The organism is Spiroplasma endosymbiont of Thecophora atra, from assembly GCF_964019735.1.
Lineage (GTDB): Bacteria > Bacillota_I > Bacilli_A > Mycoplasmatales > VBWQ01 > Spiroplasma_E > Spiroplasma_E ixodetis_A.
On record NZ_OZ026464.1, the window covers coordinates 838,444 to 862,385 of the forward strand.

The window sequence follows — 23,942 nt, forward strand, 5'->3', positions numbered from 1 at the left end:
AAGAAAAGTATATATTTTTTTAAAAAAATAAAATATATAATCATAAAAAATCACTCTTATAAAAAGAGTGATTAATATTAATTTAAACTAAACTATATCACAGTATATCGTGAATCTGAAAAATGCTCACTTACTGATGGTTGTGTTTCATTGATTTAATTTATATTAAATGAATTAAATTTTTTAAATAAACCATTTAAATTTGTTTTTTTTTGCTTCAGTTATTGCTTGTTGCTCTAATAAATCTTTTATATCATTTTCAGGATTATTAATAACAACTCCATCTTCAACATTATCATTATTTATAGAACCATATCCATTATCATTTTCATTATTTATACAACATGATTTTGTTTTAGTTCAAATTCATTTTGCTCCATTTAGAAATGGTTGTAATAGTGGTTTTTTATAATTATCTAACTGTAAATTTAAACCATCTGTTATTGACATTGCTGTAGCTGTTCCCAACATTCCTAAAGTAAAAAATTTATTAGGGAATATTGAACAACCATCTGTAAACCCATTTTCAGCAACAAGTGATGCTAAAGTTTTAAGTGCATTACTACTAAATGTAATTGCACCAAAACTAACAAGTGCAATAAAACCTTTTAAAGGGTAACATAATTCATTAATAAAATTAACTATTTTACTAAAAATATTTAAAAAACAATTAAACTTATCAGATAATTGAAACTCATTATTTAATGTACTTAATGATCATTTAAAACCATTATTAATAGTTGTCATAGCATAAAGTCTAGCAATAGTAGATAAGATATTAAATTTATCAATTAATTTTCAGCCATAATTTGGTCAAGTAAAACTATCAAGAGTATACATTGCGGCAGCAGTAACAACTACATGATTACTAAATGTTGATCAAAGATGAATTAATGATGTAATAAAATATGAATTATTAACAGGTGAATTAGCAACAGTTTCTACTTTGACAACAAGGACTAATAACCTTACGCGATCATTTAAAAATTTCACCAGTAAGAAGACTAAAAATAATATCAGCACTTGCCATCATAAGATTATACTGTGTTTTTTCATTAGTAACGTCAAGAATATTAGTTATTCAATCACTAGATGGATGAGGTTTATTATCTGTAATATTAACTGAAAATACTCTTTGTGTAGTTCGTGCAAACACAACAATAGGAATAATTCCTCATGCAGTGATAATAAAATATCAATTAATAGGTGTTTTTTGTTTTGTTTCTGTAAAAGTACTTAAATCTAATGATTTTAAATCACTAAGGTATGCATTTTCATTTTCATATATTTTAAATTTTTGTTCAAATTGATTATTTTCATCTAAATTTGATAATTCTAAAATCACTCTACCGTTTTTCAAACGAATAGTTTTCTGTCATTTGCTAAATTGTAAAGGTAAGTGCAACTAAATTATTTTTCTATCCAAATATTCGATTGGTGAAAGATAATTTAGTATTTTTCTTGGTCTTTGGTTTAAAGACAATATAAATTTATGAACTTCATTTTTATTAGTTTTTGAAAAAATAAATTTTTTAGGAAATTTTTCTCTAATTAAACCATTAGTATTTTCATTAGTACCTCTTTGTCAAGGTGAATATGGATTGGCAAAATAAATTTTTATATCTAAATTTTTTTCAAGTTGTTGTCAATTTGAAAATTCTTTGCCACGATCAAAAGTAATAGTTTTAACAATGTTTTTAGGAAGAATTGATAAATAATAACTAACATTTTTATTAATAACTTTAGTAGTTCTGTTTTTAACTAATATTGCTAAAGTAAATCGTGATACTCTTTCAACTAAAGTTATTAAACATGATTTGCTTTTACCTCGTGATGATACTATAGTATCTCCTTCTCAATGACCAAGTGTTATACGATCATTAACATTTATATCTCGTTCTTTAATTGATTTACCATTAAACTTGCCACGATTTTCTTTAGATTTTCGTTTTTTACCTTTTCTTCTTAAATTTTTACTAGTAACTTTATCAAGCATTCCAAAATAAATTCAAGTATAAATTGTTTTAAAACTAATAACTCACTCTTTATGAAAATTTTTAATTCTGCCATAAATTTGTTCAGGTGATCAACCTAATAGTAATTTTTGTTGTACATATTTTACTAAATTCTTATTTTTAAACTTATGAAAACTAATATGTGATTGTTTTCGATTTTCAGCTTTATTTTGTGCAATTAATGAAAAATAATGATTATTATCTTTATTTCTATTAATTTCTCGAATAATAGTACTAATACTTCGATTAAGATTTTTAGCTATTTCACTAATTTTAAATTTAAATTTCAATTGATTCTCAATATAAATCCTTTCATCTATGCCAAGATGTTTATAACTCATATAAAAACTCCTTACTTTTTTCTAAACTAAATTTAGCATTATGAAATTTTTATATGAGAATTTTTTGCAATTTTATTTACTTGCACTTACAAGTATAACTCAGCTAAAGTATTAACTACATCTAGGTGTCCTTCTTTGGCTGCTCATATTAGAGAATTATCACCAAAATAATTAATATGATTAAGGTCAATTCCACTTTTTATTAAAGTGTTAACTACATCTAGGTGTCCTTCTTTGGCTGCTCATATTAGAGCATTATTACCATATTTTGTTTTATGATTAATAATATCATTATTTTTTGTTAATAAAGCGTTAACTACTTCTGTGTGTCCGTTTCTGGCAGCTCATATTAAGGCATTTTCACCAACATTATTTTCGCGATTAATATTAATATCATTCTTTATTAAAATTTTTACTATATCTAAGTGTCCATTTTTAGCTGCTATTATTAAAGCAGTATTATTAAATTTAGTTCTATGTAGAATTACATCAGAGTTTATTTTAATTAAAGTATCAACTATTTCCAAATAACCTTTTCTGGCGGCTATTATTAAAGCACTATCACCATTAGCATCTATGTGATTAATATCAACATTTTTTGTTTTTAGAAAATTGATAACTATTTCTGTGTGTCCGTTTCTGGCGGCACATATTAAAGCAGTATCATCATTTGTATCTTTATGATTAATATCAGCACCATATGCTAGTAAAGTGTTAACTATTTTTGCATAACCTTTTTCAGCTGCTCATATTAGAGCAGTATCACCAAAGTTATCTTCATGATTAAGGTCAATTCCATTTTTTATTAAAGTGTTAACTACATCTAGGTCTTCTTCTTTGGCTGCTCATATTAAAGCACTATTTTTGTTTTTATCTACATTATTAATATCAGCACCATATGCTAGTAAAATTTCAACTATTTCCAAATAACCTTTTCTGGCGGCTATTATTAAAGCAGAGTCACCAAGGTTGTTTACATGATTATTAATGTCATTATCTTTTGTTATTAAAACTTTAACTGTTTCTGTGTGTCCGTTTTCAGTAGCTCATATTAGAGCAGTATCACCAAATATATTTGTATCATTAATATAAGCACCACTTTTTAATAAAGTTTTAATTGTATTTACATGCCCATTTTGTGCTGCTGATATTAGAGCGCTATCACCAATTCAATTTTTGTGATTAATAATCTTACTATTTGTTGCTAATAAAGCGTTAACTACTTCTGTGTGTCCCTTTTTAGCAGCCATTCTTAAAGCATCATCACCAAAATCATTTATATGGTTAATATTAGCGTTATTTTTTAATAAAATTTGAACAATTTTTAAATTACCATGTTCAGCAGCTATTGTTAATGGACTATTATGATGTTCATCTACATAATTAACATCAGCATTATTTTTTAGTAAAGTTTGGGTCAATTCTAAATCATCATGTTTAGCGGCTTTAATTAATTTTTCATTTTTATTAATTTTTATAGTTGTATTTAATTTAGATATTTCTTTTAAATTAGACATTTTTTTCTCCTATCAAATTAAAAAACCTATTTATTTTAAAACTAAAATAAATAGGTTAAAAACTTATATTAAGTTTGAAAAAATTATATCATAAGATTTATTTCTATAGTAAATATAGATAATTGCTATTTAAAATTGCAAACTTTAATATTAATTAGCCGTTATAATCATTTTTTAAATACTTTAATGTATCCCATTTTTATTAATTGACTTAGCACACAATAAGTCATGATTATTCCTAAAACAATTGGAATATAGACTGGCGGTGGTCCTATCATATTCATTTGATGACCAATGTAAGTATAAGGTAAACCTAATCCAATGGTACAAATAACAATTGCCATTATATTCACCGGTAACAGTAGATAGTAAAATGATATATTGCATAAAGCCGGTTATTCATCCTCAAAAACGACCAAAAGTTGCTCTAACATAAATATATGCTCCAACCATTATTACCAGCATAAACTTTACTACATTTTAAAAAAGCACATGCACTAATACTAGCCATTATAGCGCCTAAAATCATAATTCAGATTAGATGTAATCCAACTCCGCCATTATTTCAATAATATATTCCTATAAAAGACATAGGAAAAGCTATTGTGCAAGTATAATTAAATCCAAAGTCACACCAGTTCTCCTAAGCCTATTTTTTCCGGTTTTTCTTTTTTTGTTTTAAAGACTTATTTAAAACTTTTTGTGTGTTCATAGAATCCTCCTTTGAATTTATTTAATATTAATGATAATTATATAGTATATTTTATTTGAAATACAATAAAAACTATTTCTTTTTTGTAGAAAATAAATATTAGCAAATGGTTTAATAACATTGATTGATAATTAACAAAATATTTAAAATATAATTTAATCAATAAGTAAACATTGCAACTTGTTAAATGATTATGATATTATGGTTTTATGATTACTTTACCTGAACATATTAAAGGAGAAAAACATGAGTTATAATCACCAACAAATAGAAAAAAAATGACAGCAGTATTGATTAAAAAATGAAACTTTTAAAACAAACATTGATGATAATAAAAAACCAAAATCATATATTCTTGATATGTTTCCTTATCCTTCAGGATCAGGTTTACATGTTGGCCATCCTAAAGGTTATTGTGCTACTGATGTTATTTCTCGAGTTAAAATAATGAATGGTTTTAATGTTTTGCATCCAATTGGTTGAGATGCTTTTGGTTTACCAGCTGAGCAATATGCCTTAAATACAGGTAATAATCCAGAGACATTTACTAAACAAAACATTAATAATTTTCGTAAACAATTACAAAGTATTGGTCTAAGTTTTGATTATAATAAAGAAGTTAATACTACAGACCCTCAATATTATAAGTGAACACAATGAATTTTCATTAAACTTTATGAACAAGGGTTAGCTGAAATTAAAGATGTTGAAGTTAATTTTTGTGAACAGTTAGGAACTGTTTTAGCTAATGAAGAAATAATTAACATTAATGGTCATATGGTTTCTGAACGTGGTAATTTCCCAGTTATTAAAAAACCAATGCGTCAGTGGGTTTTAAAAATTACTAAGTATGCTGAAAAATTATTAAAAGGATTAGATGATTTAGACTGACCAAATAGTGTTAAGGAATTACAACGTAATTGAATTGGTAAAAGTGTTGGAACACTAGTTGATTTTGTAGTTGAAAATAATAAATGTAAGGTTTCTATTTTTACTTCAAGGGTTGATACTATTTTTGGTGTTTCATTTTTAGTACTTGCTCCTGAACATCCATTAATTCATGATTTAACAACTAGTGAATATTCGCAAGCAGTTACTCAATACTGTTTAGATGCTAAAACTAAAACAGATTTAATGCGTCAAGGAGATGATACTTTAAAATCTGGTGTTTTTACTGGAAGTTATGCTATTCATCCTTTTACTAAAAGTAAATTACCAATTTGAGTTGGTAATTATGTTTTAAATCATTATGGGACAGGAGCAATTATGGGTGTTCCTGCACATGATAGTCGTGATTTTATTTTTGCTAAAAATAAAAATTTACCAATCATTTTTATTATGAAAACTAATAATAAAAATGAACCATTTTTGGGTACTAGTGAATATATTAACTCTGATTTTATTAATGGTAAGGATTTAGAAACAGCTACTAATTTAATTGTTAAAAAATTACTAACTTTAAAACAAGGAAAAGTACATACTGTATATAAGTTACGAGATTGACTTTTTTCTCGTCAACGTTATTGAGGTGAACCTTTTCCGATAATTTATTGAGAAGATGGTACAATGTCAACAGTAGATGAACAACAATTACCAGTATTATTACCAAAAATGACTAATATTAAGCCATCTAATTCGGGGAATGCACCTTTAACTAATGCACCAAATTCCTGATTACATGTAACTAGAAAAGATGGTGTAAAAGGAAAAAGAGAAATTAATACAATGCCACAATGAGCAGGTAGCTGTTGATATTATTTAGCATATATTTTAAAAAATGATGATGGTACTTATTGTGATTTTTATAGTGCTATTGCGCAAAAACGTTTTAACTATTGATTACCAGTTGATTTATATATTGGCGGTCAAGAACATGCTGTTTTACATTTATTGTATGCTCGTTTCTGACATTTAGTACTATATGATTTAAAGTTAGTTAGTGTTAAAGAGCCATTTTTAAAATTGGTAAATCAAGGTATGATTCTTGGTGAAAATAATGAAAAAATGTCTAAATCACGCGGTAATGTTGTTAATCCAGATGATATTATTAATGAGTATGGTGCTGATACTTTACGAATATATGAAATGTTTATGGGACCATTAACAGCATCTTTACCGTGATTAAATAGTGGTTTAGTTGGTTGTTATAAGTTTTTAATGCGTATTTATCGTCTTGTTAATAAAGATGAGTATAAAATAAAAATTACTACTAAGAATGATAAATCATTAGATACAATTTATCATCAAACTGTAAAAAAAGTAACTAATGATATTAACGATTTAAATTTTAATACTGCTATTGCACAACTTATGATTTTTATCAATGCTTGTTATAAAGCACCAACTATTTATCAACAATATTTAGTTAATTTTTTAAAATTATTAAATCCATTTGCTCCACATATTGCTGAAGAATTATGATTTCAATTTGGTAATAAAGAAAGTATTAATAAAAGTCAGTTTCCAAGTTATGATGAAAAATTTTTGATTACTAGTGAAGTTACTATTGCTATTCAGATTAATGGTAAAACGAAAATAACTTTAGTAGTAAAAGAAAATTTAAATAATCAAGAACTTTTAAAAGTAGTTAATAATGAAGAAAAAGTAAAATATTGATTGCAAGATAAAACAATTATTAAGACAATTTGTATACCAAATAAGATTGTTAATTTTGTTGTTAAGTAAAGGAGGAATAATGAAAGTTGCTATTATTTTTGCAGCAGGAATTGGCAGTAGATTACAACCTATCTCAAATAATGTTCATAAATCGTTAATTAAATTTAAAGGTTTAACTTTAATTGAACATATAATTAATCATTTAATTGAAATACATGATTTAAAAAAAATTATTGTCATTACTGGTCATTTAAAAGATGAATTTAATTTTCTTACTCATAAATATTCAAAATTAATTTTAATAAATAATCAACATTTCCTTGATTATAATAGTGGTTATGCTTTGACATTAGTATCATCATATTTTAATGGTCAAGATGATATTTTTATTATTTCTGGTGATATGATTAGTACAAAAAATATTTTTTTAAATAATTTTTCAACTAATATGATGGCCGCTATTAATCGTGATCATGATAATATCAAAGAAGATTGAAGTTATAAATTAAACAAGAATGGTAATATTATTGATATTATTAAAAGTAAAAAAAAGGATAGTTTCTTGGCAGGAGAATGAAGTTATATTACTAAAAAATGAACAAAAGTTCTTGGTGAAGATTTAATAAATCCACAACAAGAACTTGTATTGCAAACAACAATGGTTGGTAAATATTTAATTAGTAATAGTATTAAACATAATTTTGAATTAAAACCTTATGTTTTATCATTTGATTGTCATTGGGATGTTGATAATATTATTGATTTAGAACGAACTAATAAATATTTTAAATAATTTAAGTAGTTAATTTTTTTCCAGAAGTTGTTGTTGAAACTACTGGAATTTCTTCACGATTACAACTATGTGCAACATTTTGGAATGGATTAGTAGTATTACCGTTTAATTTTAGTGCTTCTGCTATTGATTCATTTTCTGGATCTAGTGCATCTACTTCTTTAAAACTAACTTGTCCATTACTACGAGCAATAACATTATTGTTTTGATTAACATTATCTTTATTTTTAATAATATTAACTGACTGATTTAGTTTAGGCTTTTTAGTTCGATTATTAAATAGTGAAACTAAAAGTTTTTTTAATCATATGTATGGAAAAAAAGAAATATAAGCGACATCTTTTGCAAATTTTACAATTCAATTTCTACTACTACCACCAGAAGAAGTATTTGCTTTTTCTTTTTTATCTTTTTCACCTTGTAATTTATCAAAAATTTCTTTATTTGGTTGTTGCTGCTGTTGCTGTTGTTGTGCTGACATAATTTTTCACATCCTTTAAAAAAGAATAAGTCGAACCTAATGGTCTTTAATAATTTAGTTTATTATGATGTTAGTATAACATATTTTCAATTTTTAAGCACAATAATTAAAAAAATAACATCCTTACTTTTGAGTTAATAAATCATAATTTTATTTAAAAATATTTATTTTATCTTTTAATTTTTATGAAAAATTTTATACTGTATTTTGGATATTTTTAAAAATAAATATTTAAAAGAAAGGGAGAAAAAATATTATGAATGAAAAAGAAAAAGCAGCAAAATTATTACATGATGCAGAACAAGAAAATAGAAGACTTGATTTATTACTTGCAAAAGCTAAGAAACAAGAAGATACATTAAAAAAAATTGAAGAAGAAAAACAATTAAACAAACATAAATCAAGAAATCCGAAAATTTAAATCTCATTATTTAATTTTAGATAAAAACTTATGCAATAAAATTTAATATAGTTCTAAATTTATTATTTTCTTTTAAAAAGAAATATATTGAAATTAAAGGTTATTCAGAAAAATTAAATAACATTTATAAATTCAAAAATATCCATAAATTAAAATAATTAAAAGCTTAGTTATTATGTTTAATAATACTTACTGACAATAGATATTTTTCATAAATTAAATAAATATTAATTTAAATAAAATATGCTTATTTATATTAAAAAATTATTGTAAATTATGTAATATTTGATAAAATATAGTTATTAAACATATAAGTTTTTTACCCATTCCTTTATTTTAAAGTAAATGGGTTTTTTAATTAAAAGGAGATACTAAAATGTGACCAACAACACCTATTATTGAAGCAGAATTTAATGATAAAGATGATAAAAATGCTATTTCTACAAAATTTAAAGAAAATGATGAAAATTGACATAATGGTAAAACTTTTCTATTTGAAAGTGAAGAAAATGAAGATGAAGATATAAAACATTTTCAATTTAAAACAATTATTGAAGAAAATAATTGGAATTATTTTATTTATGATGAAATAATATAAATTAATAATAAACCTGTTTTATTATTAGAATTGCATGATGATGAAAAAGAAGAAGTTTGACAACAACTAATTTATCTTGAAAAAGATGAAGTTGTTCAACAAATTAGACATTTAAGTAGTGATCAATTCTTCAATGAGTTTAATGAAAATGAAATTTCAAAAAATAAGAAATTTATTAAATTAACTGAAGATGATGCAACAACTATTGTTAGAATGCCATTTTTAGATTTTATTAATAGTGTCAATCAAGGACAAACAGAAGAGTGAGACGCTAGTATAAAAGATTCAAAATTTAGAAAAATTTTATGAAAAATATCAAAAGTAACAATGTTTTTAGTTGCTTGAGCTGGTATTGGTCTTTTAAGTGGTTTAGTTGTTGGTCCATTAATAACTCCTCTTGTACCACCACTTGTTGCAGGAGCACTAATTGCTTTAACTTGTGGAGCTATCGTTGGTGGAACTGTTATAGCATGAGAAACATATAAAGACAAAATAAAAGCATGATTATTACCTAATTGAAAACGTAAAAAAGATTTACAATTACAAAAAGAATTAAGAAAAGGAAAGACAAAATCAAAACAATGATTTTTAAGTTTAACGCGTGAAGCAAAAGTACAGGCATTTGCAAAAAGTTTTGGTAAAATTTGAGATAGTAATAAAAATAAAACATTTGAAAATATTCAAAAAGAATTAAGTAAAAAATTTGAAAAAAATAAACAAGATGTAAAAACTCAAGAATTTTCAAAAATTTATGCTCAAAAAGTTCAACAATGAAATGAAAATTGAAATAAAACAGTTGAATTTTCACAAAATTTAAAACCTAGAGATATCAGCAAAATAAAAGAAGTTTTTAATGAAAGTGATGCAACTAAAAAGCATATGTGTGATGGTTTTTTTTATAAACCAAAACAAGTATGAGAAGAATTTCAAGAAGAAAAAATAATGGAAAATGTAAGAAATTTATTTGAAAATCCTGAAAAAAATGATAATCTTGAAAGAGAAGATATTAGAAAGAAATCACCAGTTAAAAATATGAGAAGAGCAAGTTTATAATTTAAAAAAGGAGACACATTATGGATGAAAAAGAAAAAGAAAAAGTAGATAAAATACTTACTAAATCAGCTATGCAAAGAGCTAAAGATATGAAAGAAAGACTAGCACAAAAAGCTGAGAAAGCAGCACGTGAAAAGGAAAAAGCAGATAGTACTAAAAAAGAACAGCAATCAAAAAAACATATTTCATTTTCAAAATAAATAGTTTTTAAAAGTCTACTGATAAATAAAAAAAAGTTAGGTAATACTTATTTTAAAAATATTACCTAACTTTTTTTATGTTAAAATTTTAATAAATTTTAGAACTTCATCATAGTTTGGTTCTAATGTTACTTCTTTAACAATTTGTAAATATATAACTTTGTTATTTTTATCAACAATGATAATAGTACGTGCTAATAATTGGATTTCATCAATTAATAAATTAGTAGTATTACTAAAATTATTTTCATTATTACGATAATCACTTCAAATATGAAAATTATTATTCATTTTTAGTTTTTCACAAAAGCGATTTTGAGCAAATGGTAAATCTTTGGAAATAGTAATAATAACTAAATCTTTTAATTTAGTGGCCTCTTTATTAAAGTGTATAGTTTGTAAAGCACAAGTTTTAGTATCAATGCTTGGTACACTAGAAATAATTTTAAATTTATTAGTGAATTTTTCCAAATTCATATTATCCATTGTTTTATTAACTGCAGAAAATGATAAAGTATCTCCAACTTTGATTATTTCATTTTTAATATGAACGGGTTTACCTTTAATTGTTAATTGCAACATAATATTTTTTCTCCCTTTTTATCAAATGTATTTATAATATTATTATAACTAAATTTATTAAAGATAATCTATTAAGGAGTAATAAAGTGTTAAAAATTTTTATACTTTCATTATTTGGTTCTTGGTTTAGTTCTGTTTCTAATAGACAAATTTGATGATTATTAAGCATTTTGTTATTAATATCTTCAATTTTTGATATTTTTTCTTTAATTTCTTTAGGAATAATGTTATTTTTATCTTTTTTTAGATTTTCAATTATTTTATCTATGTTATTAATTTGATTAGAAATTTCATTTTCTTTTATCTTTTTTTGTCATTGATAGATTTCATCGATTTTTATCATTTTATCATTTTCATTTGTAACTAATTGTGCTAGTTTTTCTTTGATTTCTTTGCAACAATTATTTTTTTCTTGATTACAATTCTTAGTGTTTTTTAATAGATTGATTCTTTCGTGAATTTTTAATATTTCATTATTTTTAGCATTTATTAAATTTTGATAAAATTCAATTCCTTTATTTTCTTTATCACAGTTATTTTTATTATTTTTAAGGTCTTCAATTTTCTTTTGATATTCATCAATAGTATTTTCCGTTTCTTCTAATATTTTTAGTAGTTGTTTTATTTCTAATTGTATTGTTTTATCAAATTCTTGTTCTTGTTTATTATTATTTTTTTGATTAATTTTTTCTATCATTTCATAGTTAATTTTGATTGAATCTTTTATATCATTTAATTGTTTTAATAGGTTTTGACAATTAATTAGACGTATTTTATTTTTTTCTTCTTCAATTAATTTATTTATTTGATGTTTAACATTTTGAACTTGTTTTTCAATAGCTTCTTTTTCTTCGATATGATAATCAATGTTTTCTATTGTATCTGGATTATTTTTTATTTCTTCAATTTCTATTTCTTTGATTGTTAGTTTTTTTTCAAGTTCTTTTAATTGTCTTTTAAGTAATTCTATTTTTTCATTTTTAATATCATTATTTTGTTCTGACATATTAGTTTTTTGTATTATATTTTTGATAAATTTTCTTATACTAATCTTTAAAAATCTTATTTTAAATATTTTTATCTTTCTTGTGCTAGTTTTTTTGACAAGTTAGTATAATAGTATTTTTTTATTTATTACATTGACATCTTTTTTTTCTTTTTTTAGATTTTCTAGTTGTTGTTCAAGTTCTTGTTTTGTTTTTAATTCATGTGCTAGTTTTTTTTCAATTTCTTTTAATTGTGTAATAATTTTTTCGTTTTCATTGTTTTTATTAATAATTGTATTTTTGTCATCAGCAAGTTTATCATTTATTTCTATTAGATTTTTAATAAAATTTTTTATACTTTCATTATTTGGATCTTGGTTTAGTTCTTTTTCTAATAGACAAATTTGGTGATTATTATCAAGAATTTCATTATTTATATTTTCAATTTTTGATATTTTTTCTTTAATTTCTTCAGGAATAATGTTTTCTTTTTGTTTTTTTAGTTCATCAATTGTTTTTGCTAATTGATCAATTTCTTTTCAAATTTCTTTTTCTTTTTCATTTTTTTGTCATTGAAAAATTTGATCAATTTTTTTCATTTTTTCATCTTCTATATCAACCAATTGTGCTAGTTTTTCTTTGATTTCTTTGCAACAATTATTTTTTTCTTGATTACAATTCTTAGTGTTTTTTAATAGATTAATTCTTTCGTGAATTTTTAATATTTCATTATTTTTAGCATTTATTAAATTTTGATAAAATTCAATTCCTTTATTTTCTTTATCACAATTATTTGTATTATTTTTAAGGTTTTCAATTTTCTTTTGATATTCATTAATAGTATTTTCATTTTCCACTAATATTTGTAATAATTGTTTGATTTCTTGTTGTATTGTTTCATCAAACTCTTGTTTTGATTTATCATTATTATTTTTTTGATTAAGTTTTTCTATCATTTCATAATTATTTTTTATTGAATCTTTTATATCATTTAATTGTTTTAATAGATCTTGACAATTGATTAAATGAACTCTATTTTTTTCTTCTTCAATTAATTTATTTATTTGATCTTTAATATTTTGTATTTGTTTTTCAATTGCTTCTTTTTCTTCAATATGATCTTCAATATTTTCTATTGTGTCTGAATTAGTTTTTATTTCTTCAATTTCTAGTTCTTTTTTTGATAATTTTTTTCTAATTCTTCTCTCTTTTTAATATTTTTTAGTTCTTCATCACTTTTTTTACCATTAATCTGTTCTTTTAGTTGTTCGATTTCTTTTTTAGCTTCTTCTAACTTATTTTTTAGTTCTTGTATTTCTTCAATTTCGTTTAATAATGCTTGCATTTCTTTATTGGCTTCATTCAACTTAGTTTGCATTTCTTCTTTTGCTTTGTTAGTTTCTTCTATTTTATTTTTTAGTTCTTGTATTTTTTCATTATCGTTAGTGTTTTTGCTTTCTTCTTTTAGTTGTTCGATTTCTTTGTTAGCTTCTTCTAACTTAGATTCAATTTCATTTAATTTATCTTCAATTGCTTTTTTTCTAGTTCTGTATTTTCTAGTTTATTTTTTAGTTCTTGTATTTTTTCATTATCGTTAGTGTTTTTGCTTTCTTCTTTTAGTTGTTCGATTTCTTTATTGGCTTCTTCTAATTTAGATTCTATTTCTTCTTTAGCCTTGTTAGTTTCTTCTAATTTAATTTCTATTTCTTTTTTTGCAACTTCTGTGTCTGCTACTTTTTTTTCTAATTCTTCTAATTTATTTTTTAGTTCTTGTATTTTTTCATTATCGGTAGTGTTTTCAATTTCTTCTTTTAGTTGTTCGATTTCTTTGTTGGCTTCTTCTAATTTAGATTCTATTTCTTCTTTAGCCTTGTTAGTTTCTTCTAATTTAATTTCTATTTCTTTGTTAGCAACTTCTGTGTCTGCTACTTTTTTTTCTAATTCTTCTAATTTATTTTTTAGTTCTTGTATTTTTTCATTATCGGTAGTGTTTTCAATTTCTTCTAGTAGTTGTTCGATTTCTTTGTTGGCTTCTTCTAACTTAGTTTGCATTTCTACTTTTGCTTTGTTAGTTTCATCTAGTTTAGATTGAACTTCTTCTTTTTCTTTACTTATATTTTCCTTTTCTTTATTGGTTTCTTCTAATTTATTTTCTATTTCTTTTTTTTCAAGTTCTGTCTCTGCTAGTTTTTTTTCTAATTCTGTGTTAACATTTTCTTCTTCTTCCTCTTTTTCTTCCTCTTTGGTTTCTTCTTCAAATTCATTTATTGTATTATCTATTTCATTATTATTTAGTTTACTTGACATAAAATTTGTCTCCTTTTTATTTATTAATTTGATTTATTTTTGGACTCCTTTTATAGTAATATTTTAATAAAACACAAATTTAGAGTAGAAATTAAATTATTTTTTTGTTTTTTGAAATAATAAATAAATTCAGTTGTTTAAAATTTCATTTTAAAAAAATGAATAGTAATTTAATAGTTATTGTTCTTACAAGGATTAATTTTAATAAATTAATAAAATTTTTAATGCTAGATTTGATTGTAAAACTTCAATTAATTATCATTTTTATTTTTTATATTTAAGATTTACTTAAAATATTTTTTTATTCAAAATTATAGATTTAAAAATATAAAAAATGCATTAATATATTAAATTAGTTACTATATTAAATAGTAAGTAATATTGAATTAAATGAATTAATTTTATATAATTTAATGATAAATTTTTATTTTTTAAAAGTTATTCTAAGCAAATCTTAACTAAAGTTTATATCTGAAAAAATGAATATACAATAAAAAAAATACCAGTTAAATTATATTTTTAATTAAATAGAAAAAATCTTTCTTGTAATTTTTATTATATAAAGTGCTAAATTGTAAAGGTAAGTGCAACTAAATTATTTTTCTATCCAAATATTCGATTGGTGAAAGATAATTTAGTATTTTTCTTGGTCTTTGGTTTAAAGACAATATAAATTTATGAACTTCATTTTTATTAGTTTTTGAAAAAATAAATTTTTTAGGAAATTTTTCTCTAATTAAACCATTAGTATTTTCATTAGTACCTCTTTGTCAAGGTGAATATGGATTGGCAAAATAAATTTTTATATCTAAATTTTTTTCAAGTTGTTGTCAATTTGAAAATTCTTTGCCACGATCAAAAGTAATAGTTTTAACAATGTTTTTAGGAAGAATTGATAAATAATAACTAACATTTTTATTAATAACTTTAGTAGTTCTGTTTTTAACTAATATTGCTAAAGTAAATCGTGATACTCTTTCAACTAAAGTTATTAAACATGATTTGCTTTTACCTCGTGATGATACTATAGTATCTCCTTCTCAATGACCAAGTGTTATACGATCATTAACATTTATATCTCGTTCTTTAATTGATTTACCATTAAACTTGCCACGATTTTCTTTAGATTTTCGTTTTTTACCTTTTCTTCTTAAATTTTTACTAGTAACTTTATCAAGCATTCCAAAATAAATTCAAGTATAAATTGTTTTAAAACTAATAACTCACTCTTTATGAAAATTTTTAATTCTGCCATAAATTTGTTCAGGTGATCAACCTAATAGTAATTTTTGTTGTACATATTTTACTAAATTCTTATTTTTAAACTTATGAAAACTAATATGTGATTGTTTTCGATTTTCAGCTTTATTTTGTGCAATTAATGAAAAATAATGATTATTATCTTTATTTCTATTAATTTCTCGAATAATAGTACTAATACTTCGATTAAGATTTTTAGCTATTTCACTAATTTTAAATTTAAATTTCAATTGATTCTCAATATAAATCCTTTCATCTATGCCAAGATGTTTATAACTCATATAAAAACTCCTTACTTTTTTCTAAACTAAATTTAGCATTATGAAATTTTTATATGAGAATTTTTTGCAATTTTATTTACTTGCACTTACAAGTATAACTCAGCAAGTTAATAATTAATATTTTTTTCTTTTTAATTTATAAAAATATTTCATAATTTTATCTTTTTGCTTGTAATAACTAATATTTATGGTTAATATTAAAATTGAAATTAATATTTATATTAATCTAAATTAGATAAGTATAATTAATAATAATTAGTTTTCAGCGAGAGTGAATAGTGTAAGCACTTAACCATTATTAATTAGAAGCTCCTAATTTAACAATTTTAATCATTAATTAAGCGCATTTACTTTGTAAGTGAATTAGGATGGTACCGCGTTAAAAAACGTTCCTATTTTGATAGGAATTTTTATTATTTTGAGGAGAAATTATTATGTCAATAAAATGAACAACAGATAAAGTTAGAACAACTTGATTAAATTTTTTTAAAAGTTATGATCATCACATTTTAGAAAGTGCATCACTTGTTCCAAATGATGATCCTTCACTATTGTGGATTAATTCTGGAGTTGCTACATTAAAACCATATTTTGATGGACGACAAACCCCAATTGCTAAAAGATTAGCAAATTCACAAAAAGCAATTAGAACTAATGATATTGAAAATATTGGTATTACAGCAAGACATCAAACTTTTTTTGAAATGTTAGGTAATTTTTCAATTGGTGATTATTTTAAAAAAGAAGCTATTATTTGAGGATGAGAATTTTTAACTAGTAAAAAATGATTAAATTTAGATGCTAATTTATTATATGTAACAGTTTTTAATGAAGATGAAGAAACATATAATTTATGATTAAATATTATTAAATTACCAAAAGAACGTATTATTAAAGGTACAAGATCTACTAACTTTTGAGATATGGGTCAAGGTCCTTGTGGTCCTAATACTGAAATTTATTATGATCGTGGTATTAAATATGATCCTAAAAATATTGGTATTAAATTATTAAAAGATGATATTGAAAATGATCGTTATATTGAAATTTGAAATATTGTTTTTTCACAATTTAATAATGATGGCAAAAATAATTATACTGATTTACCAAGAAAAAATATTGATACTGGTGCAGGATTAGAAAGACTAGTAGCAATTTTACAAGATGTGCCAACTAACTTTGATACTGATTTATTTCAAAATATTATTCATGAATGTGAAAAATTGACAAATTTTCGTTATGATATTAATAATTATTTTACACAAGAGATTAAGCAAAAAACTATTAATACTGCATTTAAAATTATTGCTGATCATATTCGTTGCTTAGTTTTTGCAATTAGTGATGGTGTTTTTCCTAGTAATAAAGATCGTGGTTATGTATTACGAAGATTGATTAGAAGAGCTGTTGTATATGGACAAAAACTTAATATTAATGAACCATTTTTGTTTAAGTTAGTTTCAATTATTATCAAAGTTATGGGTCAACATTATCAAGAATTACATGAAAAAGTCGATTTAGTAACTAATATTATTAAAAGCGAAGAATTAAAATTTTGAACAACATTAATAACAGGAAAACAATTATTATTACAAGTTATTAGTGATAATAAAAAAGTAGATGCAACTGCGGCTTTTAAATTATTTGATACCTATGGTTATCCTATTGAATTAACATTAGAGATTGCAAATGAAGAAAATGCTACTGTTGATTTAAAAGGTTTTCAAAAGTTATTGGATAACAGTAAAGATAATACAAGAAAAGTAAGAATTAATCATCAAGCATTAACAATTCAATCTTCATTATTAACTAATTTAAAAGTTCCTTCAACCTTTGTTGGTTATGATAAAGAACAAATAAATACAAATATTGTTTTTATGTTTAAATCAGAGCATGAGGTAAAATTTTTAAAAAATGAAAAAGGTTATTTAATTTTAAATGAAACGCCTTTTTATGCAGAAAAGGGGGGACAAGCATCTGATGATGGCATTATCACAGGAGAAAATGGAACGGCCTCTGTTATTGATGTACAACAAGGACCACAAAAACAGCATATTCATCAAGTGGAAGTAAAAGGTGAATTAACACAAACAGAAATTGTTGAAGCACAAATTAATAGTTCACATCGTTTTTATACAAGAAAAAATCATTCAGGAACTCATTTATTACATGCTGCTTTAAGAAAATTATTAGGTTTACATGTTATGCAATCTGGAAGTTTTAATAATTATCAATATTTACGATTAGATTTTAGTCATTATCAAATGTTAACTTTAGAACAAATTATAAGTATAGAACAACAAGTAAGTAAATGAATTAAAGGTAAATATCCTTGTGAAATTATTTATTGTACATATGAAGAAGCAATCAAAATTGGAGCTTTAGCTTTTTTTGGTGAAAAATATGAAGAAAAAGTTCGAGTAATTAAGTTTGGTGATTTTTCAATTGAACTTTGTGGGGGTACTCATTGTTATAATTCACAAGAAGTAGAACAATTATTAATAACTAATGTTGAATCAAAAGGTTCTGGTTCTTATCGAATTCATGCTTTAACATCATTAAAAACTATTAATGAATACTTAACACAACAAATAATAATGATTAAAGAACAAAGCAATAATTTATTTATGCAATATCAAAAAAATAAAGATAATTGTATGCAAGAAGAAATTGAAAAAATATATGATACTATTAATAACTTAAAAGTGGTAGCTGCTGATTGAAGAAAAGGAAAAATGTTATTACTAGAATTACATGGTTTATTTAAAAAATGACAAATTAATTTTGAAGAATTAAATCGTCAGAAGATAGTGAAAAAATATTTAACTTTAGTTCCAAAAAATGAAAATAATTATAAACTATTAATTGCAAATTTTGAAAATTTAGATATTAAAACATTAAGAGAAATAATTGAACATTATCGTAATCAATATCAAAATATTATTATTATTTTTATTAATAAAATTAATAATCAAGAATATTTAGTATTAGTTGCTTCAAGTAAAGAATTGCATAATAATAAACAGTATCAAAGTAATAATATTTTACAAAAAATATTAAAAACATATAATGGTAAGGGTGGCGGTAGCCCAATCTTAGCGCAAGGGAAGATTGATAAGTTTATTACAGAAAAAGAAATTAATAAAATTATATATTAAACTTAATACTTATATGTATTAATTTATATAAATATTATGATATACAATAATATATGTTCAACGTCAATAATTTTTTACAATCATATATAACATTATTATAGTAATTGCAGAATCTTTTATAATTTCTTATTGATGAAATATAGGAAAATAGTAGTGATAATAATTTTGAAAAAAATATATTTTTTTAATTAATAACTGTCAATATCGAGTGAAAATTTCCCAAAAATATTTATAAAAAAATAAATTATTTTAGAAAGTTACAGTGTTAAATAAATATAAACACGAATTCCAAATAAACGTTAAAAATTTAGCTTTAAATTTTGATTTGCGAACTTTTTTTTGTATAATTTAATTAAGTTTAATATAAGTTTTTAACTCATTGCTTTAATTTCAAAGTAAATGAGTTTTTATTTTGAAAGGATGAAAAAATGAATAAAAATTTACAAGAAGAATATGAATGAATTAATAGAGAATTGAAAAAAAATAATTATTAATAAAAATCAATTTACTCCAGAAATTATTAGTAATAGAGTTAATTTAGCTCAAACTACTATTGTTGATATTAATGAAAATTTAAAAAAACAAAAGATTAGCAAATTTAAAAAAATTAGTTATTCAATATTGAAAATATTTACTTTTGGAAAAATTGATAAAAATAAAATAATTAAAGAAAAAAATGATTTTTTTATAAAAATATCAAAAGAACTTTTTGGAAATATTAAAAAAGTAAAAGAATTATATATAAGAAAATCAAATAGTGAAATAAATATAGATGTTAATAAAATTAATAATGTAACTTTAAATAATTTATTAATAAATCCGACTAAATCAAACTTACCACAAATGTAAAAACGAGAGATTGCAATTACAATTTCTTTTATATTTAAAATCAATTTTAAAACACCAAATTTGCTCATACGCAAACGTTTTAAAATTTTATATGGTTTAGTATTTATAAAATTAAATATCTTATAAAATAGATTTTAAATTTTAATTAAGAATTATTGATATCCATATCTTCAAGGATGATTTTTATTGGGTATATAAACTTTTTTAGTTTTTATTAAATTTTCTTTTATAATTGGTTTTTGTGCTATTTCTTTTAGTTCATACATTTGATTATTGTAACTAAGATATAATTCATTAATAAATGATTTAAGTACAATTACATCAGTTCTAGGTTGTATGTATTGAACTTTGTTATTTTTATAAGGAAAATACTTTTTACCATAATATGTTATGGTTGAACCACTATCTGTTTTTCTTTTAGAAAATCTTGAAAGATAAATATTGATTTCTTCCTGTGTAGGAGTTTTAACCATAGCAGATTTAGTATCATCAATAGGAAAGGCAAATTGTTTATTAAAAGTACTTATGTATGTTTTAAGAAATTTGTTAGCTTCTTCTAAATTTCTAATTTTATTAAGTCGTAATTCACTAATTAAACAACTTTTAAGTGTTCCAAATAAGCGTTCAACGCGACCTTTAGCTTGCGGAATTGAAGTTCTGATTATTTCAACACCTAAATCATTACAGGACTTTTGAAATTGAGTATAAGTGTCATTTTCTGTATTTATTTTTCCTGCATCAACTTTTTTCTTATATCCAAAAACTGTTCTATTATCGGTATAAAATGTTTTTGGTATGCCATAATTAGTTAAAATTTGATAAAAAATATTATAATAACCATCTAATGTTTCTTGATGATCAAATCATAGTCCAACAATATTTCCTGTAGCATCATCAATTGCAGCATGTAAAAATGATTTTGGTTTATCGTTACCAAATCAATGATGATTACTGGCGTCCATTTGAATTAATTCACCAAAATTTGTTCTTCGATTTCTTGTTGGATGTAAGTTATTTTTTTTATTTTTATGTCTTTTTGGTGAAGAAATTTTTTCTTTAATTAATATAGTATAAAGTGTGATATATGAAATCTTAATTTTTTCTTCATTAATTAATTTCTCATGAAAATGTTGAAAATTAAAATTATAATATTTTGTTTTATACAAGTTTATAATCTTAATTTTGATTTCAAAATTTGTTGCCTTATTAGAAATTTTATTACGAGATTTATGAATAAAAATCAACTTTACCTTTTCTATTAAAAATTTGAATTAATTGGTTAATTCTTCTAATAGTTAGATTAAGTTTATTCTTGGCTTGATGTTTAGATAATTTATTAATAATAATATCATTTATAATTTTGTATTTATATTTTTCTTTCATAGTCATACTTCTTTCCATATTTATCACCAAGTATATTTAACTTCACTTTTGGGAAATTTTTACTCGATAACTAATAGGAAATTATCACTAAATAATGACATTTTTTAATTAATAACTGTCAATATCGAGTGAAAATTTCCCAAAAATATTTATAAAAAAATAAATTATTTTGGAAAGTTACAGTGTTAAATAAATATAAACACGAATTCCAAATAAACGTTAAAAATTTAGCTTTAAATTTTGATTTGCGAACTTTTTTTTGTATAATTTAATTAAGTTTAATATAAGTTTTTAACTTATTGCTTTAATTTCAAAGTAAATGAGTTTTTATTTTGAAAGGATGAAAAAATGAATAAAAATTTACAAGAAGAATATGAATGAATTAATAGAGAATTGAAAAAAATAATTATTAATAAAAATCAATTTACTCCAGAAATTATTAGTAATAGAGTTAATTTAGCTCAAACTACTATTGTTGATATTAATGAAAATTTAAAAAAACAAAAGATTAGTAAATTTAAAAAAATTAGTTATTCAATATTGAAAATATTTACTTTTGGAAAAATTGATAAAAATAAAATAATTAAAGAAAAAAATGATTTTTTTATAAAAATATCAAAAGAACTTTTTGGAAATATTAAAAAAGTAAAAGAATTATATATAAGAAAATGAAATAGTGAAATAAATATAGATGTTAATAAAATTAATAATGTAACTTTAAATAATTTATTAATAAATCCGACTAAATCAAACTTACCACAAATGTAAAAACGAGAGATTGCAATTACAATTTCTTTTATATTTAAAATCAATTTTAGAACACCAAATTTGCTCATACGCAAACGTTTTAAAATTTTATATGGTTTAGTATTTATAAAATTAAATATCTTATAAAATAGATTTTTAATTTTAATTAAGAATTATTGATATCCATATCTTCAAGGATGATTTTTATTGGGTATATAAACTTTTTTAGTTTTTATTAAATTTTCTTTTATAATTGGTTTTTGTGCTATTTCTTTTAGTTCATACATTTGATTATTGTAACTAAGATATAATTCATTAATAAATGATTTAAGTACAATTACATCAGTTCTAGGTTGTATGTATTGAACTTTGTTATTTTTATAAGGAAAATACTTTTTACCATAATATGTTATGGTTGAACCACTATCTGTTTTTCTTTTAGAAAATCTTGAAAGATAAATATTGATTTCTTCCTGTGTAGGAGCTTTAACCATAGCAGATTTAGTATCATCAATAGGAAAGGCAAATTGTTTATTAAAAGTACTTATGTATGTTTTAAGAAATTTGTTAGCTTCTTCTAAATTTCTAATTTTATTAAGTCGTAATTCACTAATTAAACGACTTTGAAGTGTTCCAAATAAGCGTTCAACGCGACCTTTAGCTTGCGGAATTGAAGTTCTGATTATTTCAACACCTAAATCATTACAGGACTTTTGAAATTGAGTATAAGTGTCATTTTCTGTATTTATTTTTCCTGCATCAACTTTTTTCTTATATCCAAAAACTGTTCTATTATCGGTATAAAATGTTTTTGGTATTCCATAATTAGTTAAAATTTGATAAAAAATATTATAATAACCATCTAATGTTTCTTGATGATCAAATCATAGTCCAACAATATTTCCTGTAGCATCATCAATTGCAGCATGTAAAAATGATTTTGGTTTATCGTTACCAAATCAATGATGATTACTGGCGTCCATTTGAATTAATTCACCAAAATTTGTTCTTCGATTTCTTGTTGGATGTAAGTTATTTTTTTTATTTTTATGTCTTTTTGGTGAAGTAATTTTTTCTTTAATTAATATAGTATAAAGTGTGCTATATGAAATCTTAATTTTTTCTTCATTAATTAATTTCTCATGAAAATGTTGAAAATTAAAATTATAATATTTTGTTTTATACAAGTTTATAATCTTAATTTTGATTTCAAAATTTGTTGCCTTATTAGAAATTTTATTACGAGATTTATGAATAAAATCAACTTTACCTTCTCTATTAAAAATTTGAATTAATTGGTTAATTCTTCTAATAGTTAGATTAAGTTTATTCTTGGCTTGATGTTTAAATAATTTATTAATAATAATATCATTTATAATTTTGTATTTATATTTTTCTTTCATAGTCATACTTCTTTCCATATTTATCACCAAGTATATTTAACTTCACTTTTGGGAAATTTTTACTCGATAACTAATAGGAAATTATCACTAAATAATGACATTTTTAATTAATAACTTGTATTTTTTCTAAAATTTAATAAAATGACTAAGTGTAAACTAAATATTGGTTTTTTAACTCATTATTTTAATTTAAAAAATAAATGAGTTTTTATTGTATTTAATAAATAAAAAACATAAAA

General features: G+C 22.6%; 22 protein-coding genes and 1 pseudogene. 9 read left to right on the forward strand and 14 right to left on the reverse strand.

Annotated elements, in window-relative coordinates:
* Positions 1–183 precede the first annotated feature (183 nt).
* The 5 genes from AACL05_RS04740 to AACL05_RS04760 all read right to left on the reverse strand — a co-directional run bounded on the left by AACL05_RS04740 (position 184) and on the right by AACL05_RS04760 (position 4,217).
* Positions 184–993 (reverse strand): hypothetical protein, encoded by an 810-nt coding sequence (locus AACL05_RS04740; protein ID WP_338960232.1) that lies wholly within the window; start codon positions 991–993, stop codon positions 184–186.
* Complete coding sequence (locus tag AACL05_RS04745) at positions 929–1,405, reverse strand: hypothetical protein (protein WP_338985784.1); 477 nt, start codon at positions 1,403–1,405, stop codon at positions 929–931. Before AACL05_RS04745 ends, AACL05_RS04740 begins: the two co-directional genes overlap by 65 nt.
* Positions 1,406–2,356 (reverse strand): IS30 family transposase, encoded by a 951-nt coding sequence (locus AACL05_RS04750; protein WP_338960236.1) that lies wholly within the window; start codon positions 2,354–2,356, stop codon positions 1,406–1,408.
* Positions 2,357–2,442: 86 nt separating this feature from the next.
* Complete coding sequence (locus AACL05_RS04755; protein ID WP_338985785.1) at positions 2,443–3,873, reverse strand: ankyrin repeat domain-containing protein; 1,431 nt, start codon at positions 3,871–3,873, stop codon at positions 2,443–2,445.
* A 161-nt stretch (positions 3,874–4,034) separates the two neighbouring features.
* Positions 4,035–4,217: a hypothetical protein gene (locus AACL05_RS04760; RefSeq protein WP_338960262.1), complete on the reverse strand. Its 183-nt coding sequence runs from the start codon at positions 4,215–4,217 to the stop codon at positions 4,035–4,037.
* A gap of 614 nt (positions 4,218–4,831) precedes the next feature.
* Between AACL05_RS04760 and leuS the strand changes: the two genes are divergently transcribed.
* Complete coding sequence (gene leuS / locus AACL05_RS04765) at positions 4,832–7,270, forward strand: leucine--tRNA ligase (protein ID WP_338960260.1); 2,439 nt, start codon at positions 4,832–4,834, stop codon at positions 7,268–7,270.
* Between the two features lie 10 nt (positions 7,271–7,280).
* Positions 7,281–7,994: a sugar phosphate nucleotidyltransferase gene (locus tag AACL05_RS04770; RefSeq protein ID WP_338960258.1), complete on the forward strand. Its 714-nt coding sequence runs from the start codon at positions 7,281–7,283 to the stop codon at positions 7,992–7,994.
* Position 7,995: 1 nt separating this feature from the next.
* Here AACL05_RS04770 and AACL05_RS04775 read toward each other — a convergent pair whose 3' ends face one another.
* Entirely contained in the window at positions 7,996–8,475 is a 480-nt protein-coding gene (locus AACL05_RS04775) for a hypothetical protein (RefSeq protein ID WP_338960257.1), read from the reverse strand.
* Between the two features lie 256 nt (positions 8,476–8,731).
* Between AACL05_RS04775 and AACL05_RS04780 the strand changes: the two genes are divergently transcribed.
* The 4 genes from AACL05_RS04780 to AACL05_RS04795 all read left to right on the forward strand — a co-directional run bounded on the left by AACL05_RS04780 (position 8,732) and on the right by AACL05_RS04795 (position 10,747).
* Positions 8,732–8,896, forward strand: coding sequence for a hypothetical protein (locus AACL05_RS04780; RefSeq protein ID WP_338960255.1), 165 nt, complete (start codon positions 8,732–8,734; stop codon positions 8,894–8,896).
* Positions 8,897–9,272: 376 nt separating this feature from the next.
* The gene (locus AACL05_RS04785) at positions 9,273–9,494 is read left to right on the forward strand and encodes a hypothetical protein (RefSeq protein ID WP_338960254.1); all 222 of its coding nucleotides are present in this window, start codon (positions 9,273–9,275) and stop codon (positions 9,492–9,494) included.
* A gap of 30 nt (positions 9,495–9,524) precedes the next feature.
* A complete protein-coding gene (locus AACL05_RS04790) occupies positions 9,525–10,547 on the forward strand; it encodes a hypothetical protein (RefSeq protein WP_338960252.1) in 1,023 nt (340 codons plus the stop codon).
* Between the two features lie 20 nt (positions 10,548–10,567).
* A complete protein-coding gene (locus AACL05_RS04795; RefSeq protein ID WP_338960250.1) occupies positions 10,568–10,747 on the forward strand; it encodes a hypothetical protein in 180 nt (59 codons plus the stop codon).
* A 75-nt stretch (positions 10,748–10,822) separates the two neighbouring features.
* On the opposite strand, the gene tpx is transcribed toward AACL05_RS04795, so the two are convergent.
* From tpx to AACL05_RS04825, 6 genes are all read right to left on the reverse strand, one after another.
* Positions 10,823–11,329, reverse strand: coding sequence for a thiol peroxidase (tpx, locus tag AACL05_RS04800; RefSeq protein WP_338985787.1), 507 nt, complete (start codon positions 11,327–11,329; stop codon positions 10,823–10,825).
* 31 nt (positions 11,330–11,360) lie between these two features.
* Positions 11,361–12,335, reverse strand: coding sequence for a hypothetical protein (locus tag AACL05_RS04805; RefSeq protein WP_338960247.1), 975 nt, complete (start codon positions 12,333–12,335; stop codon positions 11,361–11,363).
* 102 nt (positions 12,336–12,437) lie between these two features.
* Positions 12,438–13,271 carry a hypothetical protein gene (locus AACL05_RS04810; RefSeq protein WP_338960245.1) on the reverse strand — a complete coding sequence of 278 codons (834 nt, stop codon included), beginning with the start codon at positions 13,269–13,271 and terminating at the stop codon, positions 12,438–12,440.
* Positions 13,272–13,483: 212 nt separating this feature from the next.
* Complete coding sequence (locus tag AACL05_RS04815) at positions 13,484–13,693, reverse strand: hypothetical protein (RefSeq protein WP_338960243.1); 210 nt, start codon at positions 13,691–13,693, stop codon at positions 13,484–13,486.
* A gap of 137 nt (positions 13,694–13,830) precedes the next feature.
* Complete coding sequence (locus AACL05_RS04820; RefSeq protein ID WP_338960241.1) at positions 13,831–14,622, reverse strand: hypothetical protein; 792 nt, start codon at positions 14,620–14,622, stop codon at positions 13,831–13,833.
* A gap of 590 nt (positions 14,623–15,212) precedes the next feature.
* Positions 15,213–16,163, reverse strand: a complete 951-nt coding sequence (locus tag AACL05_RS04825) for an IS30 family transposase (RefSeq protein WP_338960236.1) — start codon at positions 16,161–16,163, stop codon at positions 15,213–15,215.
* Positions 16,164–16,597: 434 nt separating this feature from the next.
* Here AACL05_RS04825 and alaS point away from each other — a divergent pair, with 434 nt between their 5' ends.
* Together alaS and AACL05_RS04835 are read left to right on the forward strand one after the other, a co-directional pair.
* A complete protein-coding gene (gene alaS / locus AACL05_RS04830; protein ID WP_338960239.1) occupies positions 16,598–19,321 on the forward strand; it encodes an alanine--tRNA ligase in 2,724 nt (907 codons plus the stop codon).
* A 399-nt stretch (positions 19,322–19,720) separates the two neighbouring features.
* Complete coding sequence (locus AACL05_RS04835; RefSeq protein WP_338985789.1) at positions 19,721–20,170, forward strand: hypothetical protein; 450 nt, start codon at positions 19,721–19,723, stop codon at positions 20,168–20,170.
* A 152-nt stretch (positions 20,171–20,322) separates the two neighbouring features.
* Here AACL05_RS04835 and AACL05_RS04840 read toward each other — a convergent pair.
* Positions 20,323–21,571, reverse strand: a pseudogene (locus AACL05_RS04840) (ISNCY family transposase).
* Between the two features lie 330 nt (positions 21,572–21,901).
* On the opposite strand from AACL05_RS04840, the gene AACL05_RS04850 reads away from it, so the two are divergent.
* The gene (locus AACL05_RS04850) at positions 21,902–22,321 is read left to right on the forward strand and encodes a hypothetical protein (protein ID WP_338985795.1); all 420 of its coding nucleotides are present in this window, start codon (positions 21,902–21,904) and stop codon (positions 22,319–22,321) included.
* Positions 22,322–22,473: 152 nt separating this feature from the next.
* Here AACL05_RS04850 and AACL05_RS04855 read toward each other — a convergent pair whose 3' ends face one another.
* A complete protein-coding gene (locus AACL05_RS04855) occupies positions 22,474–23,721 on the reverse strand; it encodes an ISNCY family transposase (protein ID WP_338985797.1) in 1,248 nt (415 codons plus the stop codon).
* Positions 23,722–23,942 lie beyond the last annotated feature (221 nt).